Source organism: Sphingobium sp. TomMM35A (genome assembly GCF_054771735.1).
In genome coordinates, this window is sequence record NZ_BSRC01000001.1 from 1,777,266 (window position 1) to 1,796,121 (window position 18,856).

Here is an 18,856-nt window from a genome sequence, read left to right on the forward strand (position 1 = left end):
CCATTCCCCTTTTATGGCTACTGCCTGCGGACGAAGCACATAGCGCGGGTTCTAATGCGAATCAATCGCACACCTCTCTTTTCTTAAGGTCAGGCGGGTGGCGACCCGAGGAGAGGAGTGCATCGCCACCCGCCCTTTCCCCCGGCAAGGGACAAGGGGCCGGGGGATTTTCGCAGGGTTAGAAAGTATAGTTTAGGCTGAGCACCGCCGAACGGGTCGGAGCAGGCTGCGCCCAGCTACCGTTCACATTGTTGCGCACCGTCGTCACATATTTTTCATTGGTGAAGTTCTGGACGTTGAGCTGCGCCTTAAGATTTTCGGTGATGGGGTAATTCGCCATGAACCGGTGAATGGTGTAGCTTGGCACATAGTAGCCGACATAGGTGCCAGCAGTAAGTTGCGCGAGAGTAGGTTGGTTCAGCAGGAACTTACCCTGGTAAGTGATGCCGTAGCCCAGTTCCAAGCCGAAGTCGAAGCGATAGGTTGTGAACAGGCTGCCAGAGTGCTTGGGGGTGTTGGTGAGCGCATACCCGCGGGTAGGATCAGGAAAAGCCAAGCTGTTTGCGCAATTGCCAGCAGTCGTGCTGGTCGATCCGGGATTATCGAGACAGTAGTCCGATACACCCTGCCGGATCTTGCTCTTCAGGTACATGTAGTTCGCAGAGATCGTCCAGTTACTGGTGATATTGCCCGATGCGCCGAGAGAAATACCTTCGACTCGCTGATTACCATCGGTCGCCTGATCCGGCAGCAGTGGGTCACCCGAAAGCACCTTGATCTGATTGCGATCATTACGGAATGCCGCCGCAGTCAGCAGGAGCTTGGCATCGAACAGATCAGCCTTAACACCAATTTCGTAATTTTTGGTAGTTTCAGGCTTCACATTGCAATTTCCGCCGCCCGTGCCTGTGTCAATGGCACACGAACCGTCCACTGAAGCCTTCGAGGGCAGTTTAGAATTGCCATAGGCGACATAGAGGCTGGTGTTCGGTGTCGGTTTGACGACCAAACCGGCGCGGTAGGAGAAGAGGTTATCATCAACCCTGGCCGGCGTAGTGACGCCAGTTGGATCACCCAGAGTAGCTGAGCCAGCCGTCGTATTGAAGCTGACCGTCCTGCTGGTGCCTTTCACCTTCTCATAGCGAATACCGCCGTTGAACTCGAGCCAATCGGTCAACTTCATAGCATCGAACAGGTAGGCAGCGTAGCTTGTTTGCTCTCCCAACGTCCGCGTAGCGCGGATAAAATTGAACGGGCCGACATAGTTGTTGCTGCCATAGACAAAGCCTGCGGGGCCCTGCACCACTTCGCCCGGATTGGATATGCTTACGAGCGGATAGGCAATTGCGAATGGGTTTGTACCGTCGGCCGCACGAAGGCTGTTGCCCGCGAGTTGGTTATATTTTTCCCAAAGCGCCGAGGCGCCGAGAACCAGCGTGTGCTCTATCCCGCCCGTCGCAAAATCAGCGCTAAGATCGATCTGATTGTAGGCCGTCTCGTTATTGATAAAGCGCGTGTTGCCACGACCATTGCCGCGATTGGGCATGAAGAAGCCTGGCGGCACAGTGACTGTGCCCGTCGAAGGAGTGAAGATGCATGGAGCCGGGCTCGAGGAGAAGCAAAAATCCCCCGTAGGCTGGCTCGTAATCGTGTCTTGATGGATCTTCTCGTAACGAGTCAGATTGCGGATCTTCAAGCTATCATTGAACGCGTGGCTAAAAATCGCTTGCAGCGACTTAGTCGTGCTGTCCTGCTTATCGACATTGGCAAAGCCATAATAGCCAGACCGATCGAATTCATCCAGAATGCCGCCCTGCGCAGGATAGTAGCGAAGGCCATATTGAGGCATCGCATCATCGTCGAGATATTCGCCCTGCAACGTAAGGCTGGTAGGACCATCGATGCCGATGGTAATTGCTGGAGCAATACCCCAACGCTTGTAATATTCAACATCACGGCCAGGCACGTCATTTTCGTGATAGACGGCATTGATGCGAACAGCGATGAGGTCGTTAAGACGCTTATTGGCATCAACAGTCGCCCGGTAATAATTATCCGTGCCTATTCCGGCATTCAAGATGATCTGGTCATCAGCTAGGGGGCGCTTTGTAACCAAGTTGATGGTTCCGGCCACAGACCCGCCACCGTTCATAACGGAGTTCGCGCCGTTGGTGACTTCAACCTGCTCGATATTATAGACTTCATTGCGGTTGAGGAATGCTCCTGAGCGCACTCCATCAACCGTGACATCATTTTTGGCGTCTTGACCACGCAGGATGATGCGATCGCCGTAACCGAAGCCACCTTCCCCCGCGCCGAAGGTGATGCCCGGCACTGTGGAAAGTACGTCGCGCAGGGTCAGAAGGTTTTGTTGTTGGATCGTTTCCTTGTTGATCACCGTGATCGTCTGCGGCGTGTCCAGCAACGGGCGAACATATTTGGGGGACTCCGCTCGTTCTACCTTGACCTCCGACGCGTCGATGGCTGTGTCCGTTACCGTCATCCCACCTAGCTTCGAGCCCGGGGCACCATCCTGCGCATGCGCGGTAGACGCAAAGGCGATCGCGCTTACGCAACCAAGTGCCAAAAATGACGGGATCGACTTGGAACTGCTGGACATCGAACAGAAACCCCCTTCTTCGTTAATTGCTGAGGAGGCAGCTATTGCGAACTGTTCGCAGAGTCAACGCTATTGCGAATAATTATTATTTTTTGGTGCCGCGAAAAGCCAGCATCTGATCGCACTCGCCAAATTGGGAGGGTCGGAAACCGCCAGCCTTGCTATGTCGATCTGCGCAATCAGCGCGTTAAGCGGCAGCCCCTTGCGCGCGGCGCTCGCACGAAGGGCTTGCCAGAATATGGGCTCCAGGCTGATCGCGGTCTGATGTCCGGCGATGGTCACACTGCGCTTGACAGGAGGGGCGAACGGCGTTTCCGCTGAGCCCGCCTCCCCCTCAATTCCGTCGTCTTGGACCATCAGTACATATGCTGGCCGCCGTTGATAGACATGGTGCTGCCCGTGACAAAACCTGCCTCTTCGCTGCACAGAAATGCCACACCGCGTGCGATCTCTTCAGCCTGACCGAGGCGACCGACAGGGATCTTCGCGACAATCTTCTCCAGGACCTGGGCAGGCACTGCGGCCACCATGTCGGTGTCGATATAGCCGGGCGCGATGGCATTTACGGTGACCCCGAACTTGGCGCCCTCCTGCGCAAGAGCCTTTGTGAAACCATGAATGCCGGACTTGGCTGCGGCATAGTTCACCTGCCCATATTGTCCGGCTTGGCCATTGATCGATCCGATATTGACGATCCGGCCCCAGTTCCTCTCTCGCATGCCTCCAAAGGTAGCCTTGGCCATATTGAAGCAACCGCCAAGGTTGATGCGCATGACCTCGTTCCAATCGTCGAAGTTCATTTTCGCAAGTACACCGTCGCGCGTGATGCCCGCATTGTTCACCACGATATCGACCGGTCCCAGTTTTTCGGCAACCGCAGCACAACCGTCCAGACAAGCCTGATGATCGCCGACGTCCCAGCGGAAAGCGTCGATGCCCGTCCTGTCTGTAAATGCGCGCGCCTTCTCGTCATTTCCAGCGTAGTTGGCGGCAACTTTGCAGCCCAATTCCTTGAGCGCCAGGCTGATCGCCTCTCCAATACCCCGCGTTCCGCCCGTTACGATAGCTACCCTGTCCATGTCAGTTCCCCTCTCGAATTGGACGAAACTCATCTTGAACCCACCCCGCCAGTTCACGGCCGATCAGATTCCGGTAAAGGATCATAGCTTCCGGCGAGGCGTTCAGACAGGGCAAATGAGCGAATGCCTCGCCACCGGCCGCCAGAAAATCTTCCCGGCCACGCATCGCGATTTCTTCAAGCGTTTCCAGGCAATCCGCCGAAAATCCGGGGGTGAGAACGGCGACGGATCGAACAGCCTGAGCCGGTAGCTCTCGCAGGGTTTCATCCGTTGCTGGTCCCAGCCATTTCGCGCGCCCGAACCGCGACTGGAACGACAGCCTCACTTCTCTTCCGAGCGCATCCTGAAGAAGCTCAACGCTGGCGCGGCACTGGTCATAATAGGGGTCGCCCAGGGTTCGCGTACGCTCAGGCATACCGTGGAAGCTGGCAAGCAGCAGGTCCGGTTTGAAATCCAGCGCAGCCAACTGCCGCTCGGTGGAGGTGCGCAACGCTTCAATGTAGGAAGGGTCAGCATAATAGGGCGGCAAGGTGCGGATTGCAGGCTGGACACGCAGGCGCGCGAGGGCGGCATAACAGGCATCGAGCGCTGTTGCAGTCGTCGCCGCGCAATATTGCGGATAGAGCGGCGCCAGCAATATCCTGCTGCATCCCTCTGCAATCATCGCGTTCAGCCGGTCGGCGATGGACGGCTTCCCATAGCGCATGGCCCAATCGACCCTGATCTCAGGCCCCGTAAGTTCCTGCAGCCTTGCGGCGGTCTCACATGTGTAGACCGCAAGCGGAGAGCCTTCATCGAGCCAGACTTCCCGATAAGCCTTCGCGGATTTGGCTGGACGGGTGAGAAGGATTGGTCCGCGCAATATGGGTTGCCACAATAGCTTTGGGATCTCCACGACCCTTTGGTCAGACAGAAACTCACCCAAATAGCGCCTCACAGATGCAGTATCCGGTGCATCGGGCGTGCCCAGATTGATCAGAAGAACGCCGATATTTGCCATGTTTGATGTCATGTCCGTGACAAGATGGGGAGTTGACGGAAACGCTGACCCGTGACTGTGAAGAGGGCATTGGCGATAGCTGGAGCAACCGGGGGAGCCCCAATATCGGTAAGACCGGCAGGAGGTGCCGTGCTACGGATCATCTCCACGGTAATCTCGCCAATATCCTGCAAGCGGGGCAACCCCATGCGGGAGAGGATCGAACGCGTCGGCATTCCCTTTGCATAAGGCACCGATGCACCCATGGCCGTTGCCAGGCCGAACAGGAGGCCGCTTTCGACCTGTTGACGTGCGATGTCGGGATTGACCTGTTCACCGCTATCGACCGCAGCGATGATCCGGCCGACGTTCAGCTTGTTTCCATCGATGGCGGCTTCGACCATGACAGCGATATAGGCGCCATTGATCGCATGCACTGCTAGGCCCTGACCGCTTCCTTCGATGCCCCCCTGCCATCCGCCCATTGCTCCGACCGTGGTCAAGCAATGCGCCAGTCTCGGATTGCCGCCCAGCATCTGGATACGAAAGGAGAGCGCTTCCATCCCCGCTAAGTGAGCAAGTTCGTCAATGAAGCTTTCGGTGAAGAAGGCGCCGTAAAGATGCGCATTGCCCCGGGTGAAGCCTAGCGGCAGGCCGACATCGGCGGGAAAATGATCTACCGCCCAATTCGGCATGGCATATGGCAGCTCCATGCCTGCCACAGCGAGCCGCGTTGAAGCATCAACTGCGGCGCGGCTTGCTTCATGAGGGGATTTGCCGTCCGCGATCCGCTTCCATGTCTGTGTCATCGCGCAAGGCGCCGCCACTTTCGCCAGCCATCCTTCGATCGCGCCATTTCGGCCGAGCTTTGCCGCCATCCTAGCATGTGCAGGAGCGCCGGGACGGTCCTGGATTACATCTTCCAGCCTGGACCAGAGCAGTTGGACAGGGCGTCCAACTTCCCTGGCAATCAAGGCGGCCTGAACGCCCACCTCGAAATCCATCTTGCGGCCGAACGACCCGCCAGCGTGGAGGGGGTAAAGCACCACCTGCTCCTCCGGCATGTCGAGGGCATCCGCTATCGCCGTACGCGCCAGCGCGGGAGCTTGGGCGGGCATCCATATCTCAGCGACGCCCTCGCCGACCCGAGCAGTTGCGCAGGGGGGTTCCAGCGTCAGATGCAGGCCCGGCGCAACGCTGAACTCGCTGGCAAGGATCGTCGCATTGTCGAACAGCGGCTTGAGATCACCGCGCGAATAAAGCCGTTGACCAGAGGAGCCTGAAAAAGCCTGTTCAAGAGCCGCATCGATGCCCGCGCTGCTTACAGGAGACCCCGATAGCTCGAAGACTGGATCACTCAGGTCGAGCGCCTTGTTCGCTGCCCACCAGTTTGTCGCGACGGCTGCGACCCAACGATCAGTACGCACCAGCTTGCTAAAGCCGGTGACAGATTTTGCCGCCTGCTCGTTCACGCGCGCAAGCAGGGCGTTGCCTATCGGTCCCTGGCGAATGGAAGCGAAAAGCATGTCGGGCAATCGGACGTCGGCGGCAAAATTGTGGCTGCCGTCAATCTTCGACGGCGTGTCGAGGCGCGGCAGATCCTGTCCGAACAGCCGGTCAGCCTGACCTTGCCGGAAGGGCAAAATCTCCGGCAAGTCCAATTCTGCCGCCTCGGCTGCGACCTCACCGATCTTGAAGGTGCGTCGCCCTCCATCAGTGATGATGCCATTTTGAATATCACAGCTTTCCCAAGGCACATCCCAGCGTGCCGCGGCGGCTTTACACAAAAGCACGCGGGCGGCGGCGCCTGCCTCTTGGTAGGCTGTATGGAACATCGGGACAGATGTGCCAGCACCGGTCAACATCAAGGCACGCCGCGTCGCATATTGTCCGATCGCCCACTCGCCCGCGCCACCGGCCAGCCTCGACCAATCATCAGCCAGCCACTCTCTGGCCAGCAACGTATTGGCGTAGAGCGGACTGACAGGCGCGCTTTGGACGCCAACGGTTCGCCAGTCGGCACCCAGTTCGTCCGCTAAAATCTGTGGCAGCAGGGTCGTCACGCCCTGCCCGGTCTCTGCTTGCGGCACGATCACAAGGATCCTGCCCGCCTTGTCGATCTTGAGGAAGGCGTTGAAGACCGTTTCGCCCGCAGCTGCGTTCAGATTGGGGCGATAGGTGCGTGGCCATGCGCCCCAAGCCAGCAACAGGCTTCCTGCCGCGCCGGCGCCGACGAGCAGCGTCCGCCGATCAAGCCTCCTTCCCGTGCCGTTACGATTTGCCTGCCTCCGCAGTGCGCGCGTCATGATGATTGTGATAAAGAGGCTTGGTGCTGCTGGAAAGCGCTAATCCGCGCTAATCCGTGGGATATTGAACCGCGGAATGTCGATGGCCGGGCAGCGGTCCATCACGACCTTCAATCCAGCAGCTTCCGCGCGCTCCGCCGCCTCTTGGTTGATCACGCCCAGTTGCATCCAGACCGCCTTGGCACCCGCCGCGATCGCATCATCAACGGCCTCGCCAGCGGCTTCACTGCGCCGGAAAATATCGACCAGATCAATCGGAACGCCAATGTCGGCCAGGCGCGCCCAGACAAACTCCCCATGCACATGCTCCCCGACGATCTGGGGATTGACCGGCAATACGCGATAGCCATGGTCCTGCAGGAATTTCATCACGCCGTAGCTCGGTCTGCCGGGCCGGTCGGAGATGCCGACCAAGGCAATCGTACGCGTCTTATCAAGCAGATCGGCGATATCCTGCGGCTGCGTCAGCGGCATGACTCTGTTTCCCTTCCTTGCCATAGGGTGAAAGACGCCGGACCCCGCAGAACCGTTCCCACGGCTCTTGCTCACCTTCGTAGCCAGTCGGCGACTTGCTTTGCCACGGCGTGGAATGCCTCGCCGGAAGCGTCATCGCCCGCGGCAGGAGGATCACCCGCATCCGACCGGCGTCGAATGTCTATCGCCAGCGGGATGCGCCCCAAAAAGGCCATGCCCATGGCTGCGCCCGCAGCTTCCGCTCCACCTGCGCCGAACGGATCGGAGATTTCCCCGCAATGGGGACAGCTATAGCCCGCCATATTCTCGACAAGCCCGATCAGCGGCACGTTCGTTTGCTCAAAAAGACTGACCGCACGGGTGGCGTCGATAAGCGCCAAATCCTGCGGCGTAGACACGATAACAGCCCCGGCGGGCTTATGCTTTTGCACCATGGAGAGTTGAACGTCCCCGGTCCCGGGGGGCATGTCCACGATCAGCAACTCAACGTCGCCCCAATCGGCATCGATGAGTTGCGAAAGGGCGTTGCCCGCCATCGGCCCGCGCCAAGCCAGTGCCTTGCCGGGTTCGACCAGATGTGCCATCGACAGCATCGGAATGCCGAACGGGCTCTCCACTGGGATAAGATGCTTGTCCCGCGCTTGCGGCTTCTGATCTTCGCTCGCCATCAACCTGGCTTGCGACGGGCCATAAATGTCGGCATCGACCAATCCCACCGCGAAGCCCAGTCGCTTGAGCGCCACGGCGAGATTTGCCGAAAGGGTGGACTTGCCCACCCCCCCCTTGCCGGAAGCAACGGCAATGATCCGGAGCGCTCTTCTTTCGGCCGTCATGGCGATGCGCACATCCTGCACGCCCGGCACCAGCAAGCCGCCTTCCTTGATCGCGGCAGCAACGGCATCCCGCCGCTCGGGAGAAAGGCCGCCCACATCCAAGGCCAGGCTCATGACACCATCCTTGATCCGGGGCGCGCTGGCGCGGCCATCGGTCAGTGTCTTCAGGCGGGCGGCAAAACTCTCAAGATCGGTCATGACAGCGCCTCCTAGGCAATAATCGTTGCGAAGGGCACTGTTTTTCGTGGCCCTCCCTTCCTATAGAGACGGGATGAAGAGATTTTTCGGGTGGATGCCGGGCATCGCCAGCGCCATGGTCCAAGGCCCCTGGGGCGGCAAGAGCGATGGCCCTGACGGCAGTGACGGTTCGGGCAAGGGCGGCGACGGCGGCCCACGCAATCCATGGACGCAACCGGGCCGCGCTCCCGGCGGCAAAGGACCTTCCGCAATCGAGGAACTGCTGCGCCGCAGCCGCGAAAGCTTCGGCCAAGGTGGCGGCGGTGGTGGATTCGGCAACCTACCGCCGCGCCCCGCCGGAAAAACGCTTTGGCCCGCTGCGGTCGGCATTCTCATCCTGCTGTGGCTGGTGCTCACCTGCTTCCACCGCGTGGGGCCACAGGAACGCGGCGTCGTGACGTTGCTGGGCAAATATAGCCGCACGCTCTCGCCTGGGATCAGCCTGACTCTGCCTGCGCCGCTGGAAAATGTGACGACCGTCGACGTGGAGGAAATCCGCGCAATCGACATCGGCTCACCCAGTGCGCAAAGCGAAAATCTGGTGCTGACCGGCGACCAGAATATCATCGACCTTGCCTATTCGGTCCGTTGGAACATTCGCAGCCCTGAGCTTTACCTGTTCCAACTGTCCGATCCCGACGCAACTGTCAGGGAAGTCGCGGAAAGCGCCATGAGGTCAGTCGTCGCCAGCGTCAGCCTGGACGATGCGCTGGGCGCGGGGCGTACGGAAATCGAACAGCAGGTCGAGCAGCGGATGCAGGAGATATTGGACGGGTACAGGTCCGGCATCCGGGTGCAGGGCGTTGCCATCAAGCAAGCCGACCCGCCGACTGCGGTCAACGATGCGTTCAAGGCTGTTTCGGCCGCTCAGCAGACCGCCCAAACCTATCTGAACGAGGCAAGGGCGGCCGCGCAGCAGGTGACGGCCAAGGCTCAGGGTGAAGCCGCTGCGTTCGACAAGGTCTATGAACAATATAAGCTGTCGCCGGACGTGACGCGCCGCCGCATGTATTATGAAACCATGGAGGGCGTCCTGTCCAACGTCGATAAGACGCTAATCGAAAGTGGCAATGTCACCCCCTTCCTGCCGCTGCCGGAATTGAAGCGGCGCGCGCAGGGAGCGGCTGCATCGTCCGGTGCGGCTGCTGCGGAAGGAGGTCAATAATGCCGACGCTCGTCCGCCATCCGGTTGCGCTTGCACTTTCCGTCATTGCCCTCCTGCTGCTTCTCGGCAGCACGATCGCGATCGTTCCGGAAACCAAGCAAGGCGTGATCGTGCGCTTCGGCGACCCGAAGAAGATCGTCAATCGCTACCGTCCCAATGAGGATTTCGGCAAAACCGGCGCAGGCGTGATCCTGCGCTGGCCGTTCATCGATCAGATCGTCTGGATCGACAAGCGCGTCTTGTCCGTAGAGATGGAGAGGCAGCAGGTGCTGTCGACCGATCAGCTTCGGTTGCAGGTTGATGCGTTTGCGCGCTACCGCATCGTCGATCCGCTGCGCATGTACATCGCAGCAGGCAATGAGGAACGTGTGTCCGATGCCCTGCGGCCCATCCTGGGTTCGGCCCTTCGCAACGAGCTTGGCAAGCGCCCATTCGCCGCCCTGCTCTCGCCTGAGCGCGGCCAAGTGATGGACAATATCGAAGCCGGGCTTAACCGGGTGGCGCGGCAATATGGCGCCGAGATCGTAGACGTCAGGATCAAGCGCGCCGACTTGCCGGATGGCGCGCCGCTGGAAAGCGCCTTCACCCGGATGCGCACTGCGCGCGAACAGGAAGCGCTGACTATCAGGGCGCAAGGCGCGAAGCAGGCGCAGATCATCCGGGCGGAAGCCGATGCGAATGCGGCGCGGATTTATGCGGAAAGCTTCGGCAAGGACGCGCAATTCTACGACTTCTATCGGGCCATGCAGGCTTACCGCTTCACCTTCGCGCCCGACCGGACAGGTTCCACCACCATGGTGCTGTCGCGTGACAATGAATTCCTGAAGCAATTCCAGGGAAGGGATCGATAAGCCGTAAGATGCAGAAGAGGTTTAGGGATCATTTCGGAACCAGCTTCATTCAATGAGGGTTAAGGCTAGGCGGCGCATCCGACTCTCTTCCGAGTCCCGCCCTTCCTTCGCCAAGATCACGAGAGGACCGTCACGAGTGCGTTACGCTTATGCCCTTACCGGTGCCCTGCTTCTCGGTGGCACCGCCATCGCGGTAACATCCAGCCCGAACGTCGGCGCGCAGGTCGCGCAAAATGAAGGCATGCAGGCCGCGGCACCTGCCGGCGCGCCTGCCAGCTTGGCCGACATGGTGGAAAAGCTTCAGCCTGCGGTGGTCAATATTTCCACCAAGCAGCGCGTGCAGGTTCAAAATCCTTTCGCGGGCACGCCTTTCGGCGACCTGTTCGGCCAGGGTCCTGGTGCCAAGCCGCAGACGCGGCAGGCGCAGTCTCTTGGCTCAGGGTTCATCATCTCGGCTGACGGCTATATCGTCACCAACAACCATGTCGTGTCCGCCGGCGCCGAAGGGGCTTCGGTCGATGCCATCACGGTGACCCTCACCAACCGAGAGGAATATTCGGCAAAGCTGATCGGGCGTGATCCCGCCACCGATATCGCGGTGTTGAAGATCGAGCCGAAGAAGGCGCTGCCGTTCGTCAAGTTCGGCGACAGCACGAAGGCGCGCGTCGGCGATTGGGTAATCGCCATCGGCAACCCCTTCGCCCTGTCGGGCACCGTCACCGCAGGCATCATCTCGGCCGTCCATCGCGGCACGGGCGGAACCTATGACAAGTTCATCCAGACCGATGCGTCGATCAATCAGGGCAACAGCGGTGGCCCGATGTTCGACATGCGCGGCAATGTGATCGGCATCAACAGCCAGATCCTTTCGCCATCGGGCGGCAATGTGGGCATTGGATTTGCAATCCCGTCCGAACAGGCGGCGCCGATCGTCGCCACGCTCCGCAAGGGACAGAGCGTGAAGCGCGGCTATCTGGGTATCCAGATCAGCCCGCTTGGCGAAGACCTCGCAGATTCCCTTGGTCTTGCAAAGAACCGCGGCGAATTCGTCCAGGGCGTCGAACCTGGCAAGGGCGCGGACCGCGCAGGCATCAAGGCGGGCGACGTGATCGTCAGCGTGGCGGGTCAGGAAGTGACGCCCGACCAGAACCTGTCGTCGATCGTTGCATCGCAGCCGATCGGATCGCGGGTGCCGATCGTCCTCTTGCGCAATGGACAGCGCCAGACGGTAACCGCCATTGTCGGCCAGCGTCCATCAGAGGATGAGCTCAACAGCTTCGCCCAGCAACAGGACGATGATTTCAACCAGCAGCAGCCGGACGACCAATCCGGTGGTGCGCAAGCGACGCAGCAGTCGCTTGGCATTTCGGCCATCCCGCTGACGCCTAACATCGTCCGCCAGCTGGGCATCGCCGCCGACACGCGCGGCGTCGTCATCACCGCTGTCGATACTTCCACCGACGCAGGAGCGAAGGGCCTGCGTCGCGGCGATGTGATCATCACTGCCAACAACCGTCCGGTCGCCAGCCAGGCAGATTTGGACGCCGCCGTGCGGCAGGTGTCGTCACAAGGACGAAGTGCCATTCTCTTGCAGGTACTGCGTCGCGGGCAACCCGCGGTATTTTTGCCGGTGCGTCTGCGGGACAAGTAAGTTTCCGGGAATAACGCGTTTAAGATCGCATCGGGCCGCGCTTGCCGGACTGCCTGTCTCACCACTAAGATGGTGAGCAGGGTCCGGCAGGCGCGGCCCGATGCTTATGGGGAGCATGACGCATGAGCGACGGCATTTTCATCGGCCTTGGCGCAGCTGGCACGGGCGGCGGCATTCCTCAAACGCTTAACTTGCGCCGGGCCAACCGTCATGGGCTGATCGCAGGCGCTACGGGAACCGGCAAGACGGTGACGCTGCAAGGGATCGCGGAGAGCTTCTCCGCCCGTGGTGTTCCGGTTTTCCTCGCCGACGTGAAAGGCGATTTATCAGGCATTGCAATGGCGGGATCGCCCACGGCAAAAAATGCCGACAAGCTTGTCGCCCGCGCCAAGGAGATCGGCGTAGAAGATTACAGCTACGCCGATAATCCGGCGATCTTCTGGGACCTTTACGGGGAGCAGGGTCATCCGATCCGCACTACGGTCAGCGAAATGGGGCCGCTGCTCCTCGCCCGCTTGATGGGCCTCAATGAGACGCAGGAAGGCGTGCTCTCCATCGCGTTCCGATATGCCGATGAGGAAGGGCTGCTGCTGCTCGACCTTGGTGACCTGCAATCGATGCTCGCCTACTGCGCCGAGAATGCGGAAGAACTTTCCAGCCGCTATGGCAACGTCACCAAAGCAAGCGTGGGAGCGATCCAGCGCCAGTTGCTGCAACTTGATAGCCAGGGCGGCGGGCATTTCTTCGGTGAGCCCGCGCTTGATATCCACGACTTCCTGAAGGTTGACGATCAGGGACGCGGCTATGTCAACATCCTGGCCGCAGACAAGCTGATGCAGAGCCCGAAGCTGTACGCGACCTTCCTCCTTTGGCTACTCAGCGAACTGTTCGAAACGCTTCCTGAGGTCGGCGACCCGGACAAGCCGGTTTTGGTGTTCTTCTTCGACGAGGCGCATCTGCTATTTGATGACGCCCCCAAGGCGCTGACGGACAAGATCGAGCAGGTCGTCCGGCTGATCCGTTCCAAGGGCGTGGGCATCTATTTCGTCACACAGAACCCGATAGACATTCCCGAAGAGGTGGCGGGCCAGCTTGGCAACCGCGTTCAGCACGCCTTGCGCGCCTTCACGCCGCGCGACCAGAAGGCCATCAAGGCGGCCGCCGAGACATTCCGCGTGAATCCCGATCTGGACGTGGAAACCGCGATCACCGAACTGAAGGTAGGCGAAGCCCTGGTCTCGCTGCTCCAGGAAGATGGCTCTCCCGGGATCGTTCAACGTACCCTGATCGCCCCGCCCCGTTCCCGCCTGGGTCCGGTCGACGCAAAGGAACGGGCGATCATCCAATCCATCTCTCCGTGTGAAGGGAAATATGACGCGCTTGTCGATCGCGAGTCTGCGGAAGAGATATTGGCGGCTCGGGGCCAAGCCGCTGCTGCGGCGTCTCAGGCTGCAAAAGCGAAGGTTGAGGCCGACAAGGCGGCCGCCGTTCAGGCCAAGTTGGAAGCAAAGCAGCGCGAGGCCGAGCTCAAGGAGCAGGCGAAGCGGGACGCAGCCGCTGCGCGAGAGGCCGCCAAACCGTCTGCCCTCGACCGGGCGGTCCAGTCCGCTACCCGCTCTGCCGCATCATCGGTAGGACGGCAAGTCGCCAATGAAATCGGCCGCGCGGTGTTCGGAGGATCGAGCCGCCGTTCTTCCCGCGGAGGGTTGGCGGGCCAACTTGTGCGCGGCATATTGGGCAGCCTGTTCAAATAGGACATCGCCTCAAAGGGAGAAGCAGGATGCGTATCGGAAGCACTGCCATTTGCGCTCTGGCCTCAATTGTTGCCCTGCCTGTGGAGGCGCAGGATTATCGCGATCTGCACCGCGCAGCCGACGCTGCGATCGTCAGCGACGTCGTTCGCGACCGCCAAGCCGAACGTGACGCGAAGCGGCAGCCCTATGTCTCTCCCGTCTACGGCTCCATCCGCAGCGCCACCGCTGCACGCAACGCCTGCGCTGCAAAGGCACGTGACGAGGCAGGTGCGGGCGCGCGCATAGTGGGGCGCGTGAACGCAAGGTCGATGGCGACCGGATGGGAAGTCGAAGGCGAGGTGGGCCCAGCCGGTGGCCAGCGGTCACTCCCCTTCATATGCTCCGTCCGCAACGGGTCGGTCAGCGGCATTCTGCTTGACCCCGACCGCTAGGTTCAGGGAGTGGCCAAGCAGGAGTTTTGCCGTTGCAAAAACTGCTGTTGCCATTCTCTACCCACGCAATTGCGTATCACGGCGCAGGCAGTAAGAAAATCTCATGAAGGCGCCAACCGACTCCCGCCATCCGCTGCACTTCGGCGACTTCCGTGGCTATCTGCTGGGGCGGCTTGCGGGCGTGCTCGCTCAATATGGCATGATGACTGTCCTGGGCTGGCAAGCTTACAATGTCGCCCGGGAGAGCATGAGCACGTCGGGCGCCGCGGCTCAGCTGGGCCTCATCGGTTTGGCGCAGTTCGTGCCCCTGTTCTTTCTCACTCCCTTGACGGGTTGGGTCGCCGATCATTTCGACCGGCGCGTTATCGCTCGGCTGACATTGGCGATGCTGATGGTGGCATCCGCGCTGCTGGCGTTTGCGACCTATGAAGGGTGGGTAAGCCTGCCGCTGATCTTCGGGATCGCCGCCATCGTGGGTATCGCGCGGGCGTTCAATGGGCCGGCCTACAGCGCACTGGCGCCCAATCTGGTGCCGCGCGACGTGCTGCCAAACGCGATCGCCTTGTCCAGCGTGGCCTGGCAGGCAGGCATGATCATTGGCCCAGCATTGGGGGGCTATGTCTATGCGATAACGGCGTGGGGCGCTTATGCTCTGGCGTCCGGCCTGTTCGCGGTCGCACTAGGCGGCATGTTGCTGATCGGTCCGGTAAAGCAGCCGCCGCGCGACACAAGCCGGCATCCTGTCCGGCAGATGCTGGACGGACTGACCTATGTGCGTTCGAACCGGCTCGTCCTTGCTACCATCACGCTCGATCTTTTCGCGGTCCTTCTGGCAGGAGCAACGGCTCTGCTGCCAATCTACGCCCGCGATATCCTGAAAGTCGGATCGGCGGGGCTCGGGCACCTGGCCGCATCGCCAGCCATTGGCGCGGGTATCGTGGCGCTCTTCTTCTCCTTTCGACCGATGCGATCGGAGGTCGGCGTGAAGATGCTGGCGGCCGTCATCATATTCGGGCTCTCAACCATCCTGTTCGGTGCTACCGCCTTCATCCCACGTAACATCGCGATGGAGATCGGCATCGGCGCATTGGTGCTGCTGGGCGCTGCGGACATGGTGTCCGTCTATGTCCGCCAGTCGCTGATCCAGCTGCACACCCCCGATGCCATGCGCGGCCGGGTGTCCAGCCTTTCCCAACTTACCATTTCAGCATCCAATGAATTGGGTGAAGCAGAGTCCGGTTTCCTCGCCGCGCTGGTGGGGCCTGTCGTCGCGGTGATCGGCGGCGGCATCGGCGCGATCGTGATCACCCTTGTCTGGGCGCGGCTTTTTCCCGAGTTGCGCCTTGCACGTACCTTTGACCCACCCGACTTACGGGAGGCCGACATCAGCCAGGAGAAGGCCAAATGAAAGCTGCCAATATTCTCGAAACCATCGGCAACACGCCGCATATCCGGGTAAGCCGCCTGTTCGCCGACGCGCCTGAAGGGGCCGAGGTCTGGATCAAGTCGGAACGTGCGAATCCGGGCGGGTCGATCAAGGACCGTATCGCGCTCGCCATGATCGAGGCTGCCGAAGCGTCAGGCGACCTGAAGCCCGGCGGCACCATTATCGAGCCGACGTCCGGCAACACCGGCGTGGGCCTGGCCATGGTCGCGGCCGTGAAGGGCTACAAACTGATCCTCGTCATGCCGGAAAGCATGTCGATGGAGCGGCGCCGGTTGATGCTGGCGTACGGCGCGTCCTTCGATCTCACCCCGCGCGAAAAGGGCATGAAGGGCGCGATCGAGCGCGCCCTCGAGTTGATCGAGCAGACACCCGGATCGTGGATGCCGCAGCAATTTGAGAACAGCGCCAATATCGACGTGCATGTTCGTACGACGGCCCAGGAAATTGCGGCCGACTTTGCGGACAGCCCGATTGACATATTGATCACCGGCGTCGGCACAGGGGGTCATATCACCGGCGTCGCCCAGGTGCTGAAGAAGCTTTGGCCCAGTCTGAAGGTGTATGCGGTCGAACCGACCCTATCCCCCGTCATCAGCGGTGGACAGCCCGGCCCCCATCCGATCCAGGGCATCGGGGCTGGCTTCATCCCCGCGAACCTGCACACGCAATTGCTGGACGGCGTGATTCAGGTCGATCCGGCCGATGCCAAGGAATATGCCCGCCGTGCCGCGCGTGAGGAAGGCATGCTTGTGGGCATTTCGTCCGGCGCGACCCTCGCCGGCATCGCGCAGAAGCTGAAGGAACTTGGCTCCGGCAGCCGCGTTCTGGGCTTCAATTATGACACCGGCGAGCGCTATCTGTCGGTGCCTGACTTCCTGCCCGAATAGGTCAGCGCTGGACACAGGATGATTGACGCTACCACCGGCAGCCAGCCGCATCGGGCGATGTGGCTGATATGGCTTCTGCTGTTCGCTGGCCTCCCCGCGCTGGTGGCGCGGTGGGAGGCGCGCGCGCCTGCGGCCGAAGCCGCGCGGGTGGCGCTGGTGCAGCGAGCGAGGCTGAAGCAACCAGCGACGGCCGCTCCGGTGGTGCAGCCTGTGGAACTGTACCAACTGGATCGTGATCAGGCGCAGGCATTCAACGCGGCCGTGCCATTTTCCCATTTGCCAAATCCGGCTGCGCGGCCTTTCCTGTTCAATGGATCGGAGAGCGATTTGGCGCGGGCGATCGACTGTCTGGCGGCTGCGCAGCTTTACGAGGCTGGAGATGATGCCGTAGGCGAGCGCGCGGTGGCGCAGGTGGTGCTGAACCGCGTGCGCCACCCCGCTTTCCCGAAAACCGTCTGCGGCGTTGTTTTTCAGGGGCAAGAGCGATCCACCGGCTGTCAGTTCACCTTCACTTGCGACGGCGCTCTGGCGCGCACGCCGAGCCCCGCCGCCTGGGAGCGGGCGCGGGAAATTGCCAGGGCGGCGCTCGCTGGCAAGGTGTTCAAGCCGGTCGGCTATGCAACCCATTATCATACCGATTGGGTTGTGCCCTATTGGAGCAGCAGCCTGGACAAGATCACGGCGGTGGGAACGCACCTCTTCTTCCGCTGGAGGGGCTGGTGGGGGACGCCGCCCGCTTTCCGGTTGGCGCGGGAGAGCGTGGAGCCGGTGATCGGGCGGATCGCGCGCCTGTCGATTGCGCATCGGGAGGGAGGCAGCGAACTGCCCGGCATTCTGGTGCCGGGCGGATCCGAGCTGGCGGCTTTGACGGCCAAACCGCAGGAGGCGATTGGCGCGGGTTCGGTCGGTCAGATCATGGGCGGAGTGAGGCTGATCGCCGTCGCTCCGGGAGCGAGAGCCTTTCTGGTGGAATTGGGCAAGGCGACGGCGGCCGACAGCTGGCCGGTGATGGCGCAGACTTTTTGCGCGGGGCGGCTGGAGTGCCGTATCATGGCGTGGCGGGCGGGGATTGCGCCGCCGGGCTTTCCGCTGTCGGGCGATCAGCTGGAGAATATGAGCTTTGCCTATATTCACAACGCCGCGACTGGATTGCAGCGGGCGTTGTGGAATTGCGGGCAAACGCCGCGGGAGAACCGGGGAGAATGCATGCGGCAGCGGGTGCCGGTGGAGCAGGTGAAAGTCCCGCCGTCGCCGCTGGAGGGCGTGCGGAAGAAGGAGCGGTTTGAGACGGTGACGATTACGCCGCCGAATAGAGTCATGAATGAAATGGCGAATTAAAAGAGTTTCCGGCCGCGATTTTCTATTTTTCCTATTTTTGCTGCCCGGGTGGCCCTCCCCTTTCGGATGGCCCTTGGTGCGCTTTTACCGGGGGGCGCAGTAGCGGCAGCGCGGAGGCGGCGACGGGCCGATCTGGCAGGGATGCCCGCCCCTTCCCGAATTCGTGCGACAGAATGACGGGGCTGTGCTAGAAGGCGGCATCGAGCGAAAACAGCCCGCAAGCCTTCGCCTCGACCGAGAGTCCCTTGTGCTCCCGCTTGCCAGCCGGAGCATGCTCTATGGAAGACCTCAATTATCTGCTGAAATGCGAACAGATGGAGCTCCTCAAGGAGCAACATTCGATATGCGCCACATCACGGGCCGCGCACCGCGCGCGGGCGCGGGGCTATGGCCGCCGCATCCGCGAGCATCACCATCCCTACAGGTCGGGCGCGGTCAGGAGCGGGGCCGCCTTCGCCCCCTATCCCTTCGGCGGCGAAGGGCGGCATTCATGAGCCGGGTCGTCAACCTGACGGCATCTGTGGCCGAGGTCGAACGGCTGTGCCGCACCCATGATTTCCGCATATCGACGATAGAGCCGCTGCTGTCGGGCGGCTCCAGAGTGGTGCTGCTCGACGGTCGGGAAGCGGATCAGGTCCGCGTCCTGATGAAGAAGCAGATGATCTCCGGCGACGTCAAGCGCTCCCCCGCCCATGTATCCCGCCAGCCGCCGCCTTCCTACCGGACGCGATGAGGAAGCGGGTCGCTCATCTGCGGAGCCAGCAACTGCTGGCTCAGCAAAGCGCAGCCGTTGCGACGTGCAGG

At 61.2% G+C, this 18,856-nt stretch carries 17 protein-coding genes; 10 read left to right on the plus strand and 7 right to left on the minus strand.

Annotation, left to right across the window (positions count from 1 at the left end):
- Positions 1–178: 178 nt before the first annotated feature.
- From ACYU8T_RS08760 to ACYU8T_RS08790, 7 genes are all read right to left on the minus strand, one after another.
- Positions 179–2,620 (minus strand): TonB-dependent receptor, encoded by a 2,442-nt coding sequence (locus ACYU8T_RS08760; RefSeq protein ID WP_461159147.1) that lies wholly within the window; start codon positions 2,618–2,620, stop codon positions 179–181.
- A gap of 69 nt (positions 2,621–2,689) precedes the next feature.
- A complete protein-coding gene (locus ACYU8T_RS08765) occupies positions 2,690–2,977 on the minus strand; it encodes a ribbon-helix-helix domain-containing protein (protein WP_461159148.1) in 288 nt (95 codons plus the stop codon).
- Positions 2,977–3,699, minus strand: coding sequence for an acetoacetyl-CoA reductase (phbB, locus tag ACYU8T_RS08770; RefSeq protein ID WP_201515549.1), 723 nt, complete (start codon positions 3,697–3,699; stop codon positions 2,977–2,979). The genes ACYU8T_RS08765 and phbB overlap by 1 nt, the downstream gene beginning before the upstream one ends.
- Before the next feature lies 1 nt (position 3,700).
- Entirely contained in the window at positions 3,701–4,699 is a 999-nt protein-coding gene (gene hemH / locus ACYU8T_RS08775) for a ferrochelatase (protein ID WP_461159149.1), read from the minus strand.
- Positions 4,700–4,707: 8 nt separating this feature from the next.
- Complete coding sequence (locus tag ACYU8T_RS08780) at positions 4,708–6,984, minus strand: xanthine dehydrogenase family protein molybdopterin-binding subunit (protein WP_461159150.1); 2,277 nt, start codon at positions 6,982–6,984, stop codon at positions 4,708–4,710.
- 39 nt (positions 6,985–7,023) lie between these two features.
- The gene (locus ACYU8T_RS08785; RefSeq protein ID WP_461159151.1) at positions 7,024–7,458 is read right to left on the minus strand and encodes a CoA-binding protein; all 435 of its coding nucleotides are present in this window, start codon (positions 7,456–7,458) and stop codon (positions 7,024–7,026) included.
- Positions 7,459–7,529: 71 nt separating this feature from the next.
- Complete coding sequence (locus tag ACYU8T_RS08790; protein ID WP_461159152.1) at positions 7,530–8,489, minus strand: Mrp/NBP35 family ATP-binding protein; 960 nt, start codon at positions 8,487–8,489, stop codon at positions 7,530–7,532.
- A 73-nt stretch (positions 8,490–8,562) separates the two neighbouring features.
- Here ACYU8T_RS08790 and hflK point away from each other — a divergent pair, with 73 nt between their 5' ends.
- The 10 genes from hflK (at position 8,563) to ACYU8T_RS08840 (ending at position 18,785) form a co-directional block, all read left to right on the plus strand.
- Positions 8,563–9,693: an FtsH protease activity modulator HflK gene (gene hflK, locus ACYU8T_RS08795; protein WP_176502227.1), complete on the plus strand. Its 1,131-nt coding sequence runs from the start codon at positions 8,563–8,565 to the stop codon at positions 9,691–9,693.
- The gene (gene hflC / locus ACYU8T_RS08800; protein WP_097092281.1) at positions 9,693–10,544 is read left to right on the plus strand and encodes a protease modulator HflC; all 852 of its coding nucleotides are present in this window, start codon (positions 9,693–9,695) and stop codon (positions 10,542–10,544) included. The genes hflK and hflC overlap by 1 nt, the downstream gene beginning before the upstream one ends.
- A gap of 136 nt (positions 10,545–10,680) precedes the next feature.
- On the plus strand, positions 10,681–12,195 hold the full coding sequence (locus ACYU8T_RS08805) for a Do family serine endopeptidase (RefSeq protein ID WP_097092282.1): 1,515 nt from the start codon (positions 10,681–10,683) through the stop codon (positions 12,193–12,195).
- A 122-nt stretch (positions 12,196–12,317) separates the two neighbouring features.
- A complete protein-coding gene (locus ACYU8T_RS08810; RefSeq protein WP_461159153.1) occupies positions 12,318–13,949 on the plus strand; it encodes a helicase HerA-like domain-containing protein in 1,632 nt (543 codons plus the stop codon).
- Positions 13,950–13,975: 26 nt separating this feature from the next.
- Positions 13,976–14,380 (plus strand): hypothetical protein, encoded by a 405-nt coding sequence (locus ACYU8T_RS08815; protein ID WP_461159154.1) that lies wholly within the window; start codon positions 13,976–13,978, stop codon positions 14,378–14,380.
- A 103-nt stretch (positions 14,381–14,483) separates the two neighbouring features.
- The gene (locus tag ACYU8T_RS08820; RefSeq protein ID WP_461159155.1) at positions 14,484–15,788 is read left to right on the plus strand and encodes an MFS transporter; all 1,305 of its coding nucleotides are present in this window, start codon (positions 14,484–14,486) and stop codon (positions 15,786–15,788) included.
- Positions 15,785–16,714: a cysteine synthase A gene (gene cysK / locus ACYU8T_RS08825; protein ID WP_461159156.1), complete on the plus strand. Its 930-nt coding sequence runs from the start codon at positions 15,785–15,787 to the stop codon at positions 16,712–16,714. The genes ACYU8T_RS08820 and cysK overlap by 4 nt, the downstream gene beginning before the upstream one ends.
- An 18-nt stretch (positions 16,715–16,732) precedes the next feature.
- Complete coding sequence (locus tag ACYU8T_RS08830) at positions 16,733–18,052, plus strand: cell wall hydrolase (protein WP_461159157.1); 1,320 nt, start codon at positions 16,733–16,735, stop codon at positions 18,050–18,052.
- 278 nt (positions 18,053–18,330) lie between these two features.
- A complete protein-coding gene (locus ACYU8T_RS08835) occupies positions 18,331–18,546 on the plus strand; it encodes a hypothetical protein (protein ID WP_201515559.1) in 216 nt (71 codons plus the stop codon).
- Complete coding sequence (locus tag ACYU8T_RS08840) at positions 18,543–18,785, plus strand: hypothetical protein (RefSeq protein WP_097092289.1); 243 nt, start codon at positions 18,543–18,545, stop codon at positions 18,783–18,785. The genes ACYU8T_RS08835 and ACYU8T_RS08840 overlap by 4 nt, the downstream gene beginning before the upstream one ends.
- Positions 18,786–18,856 lie beyond the last annotated feature (71 nt).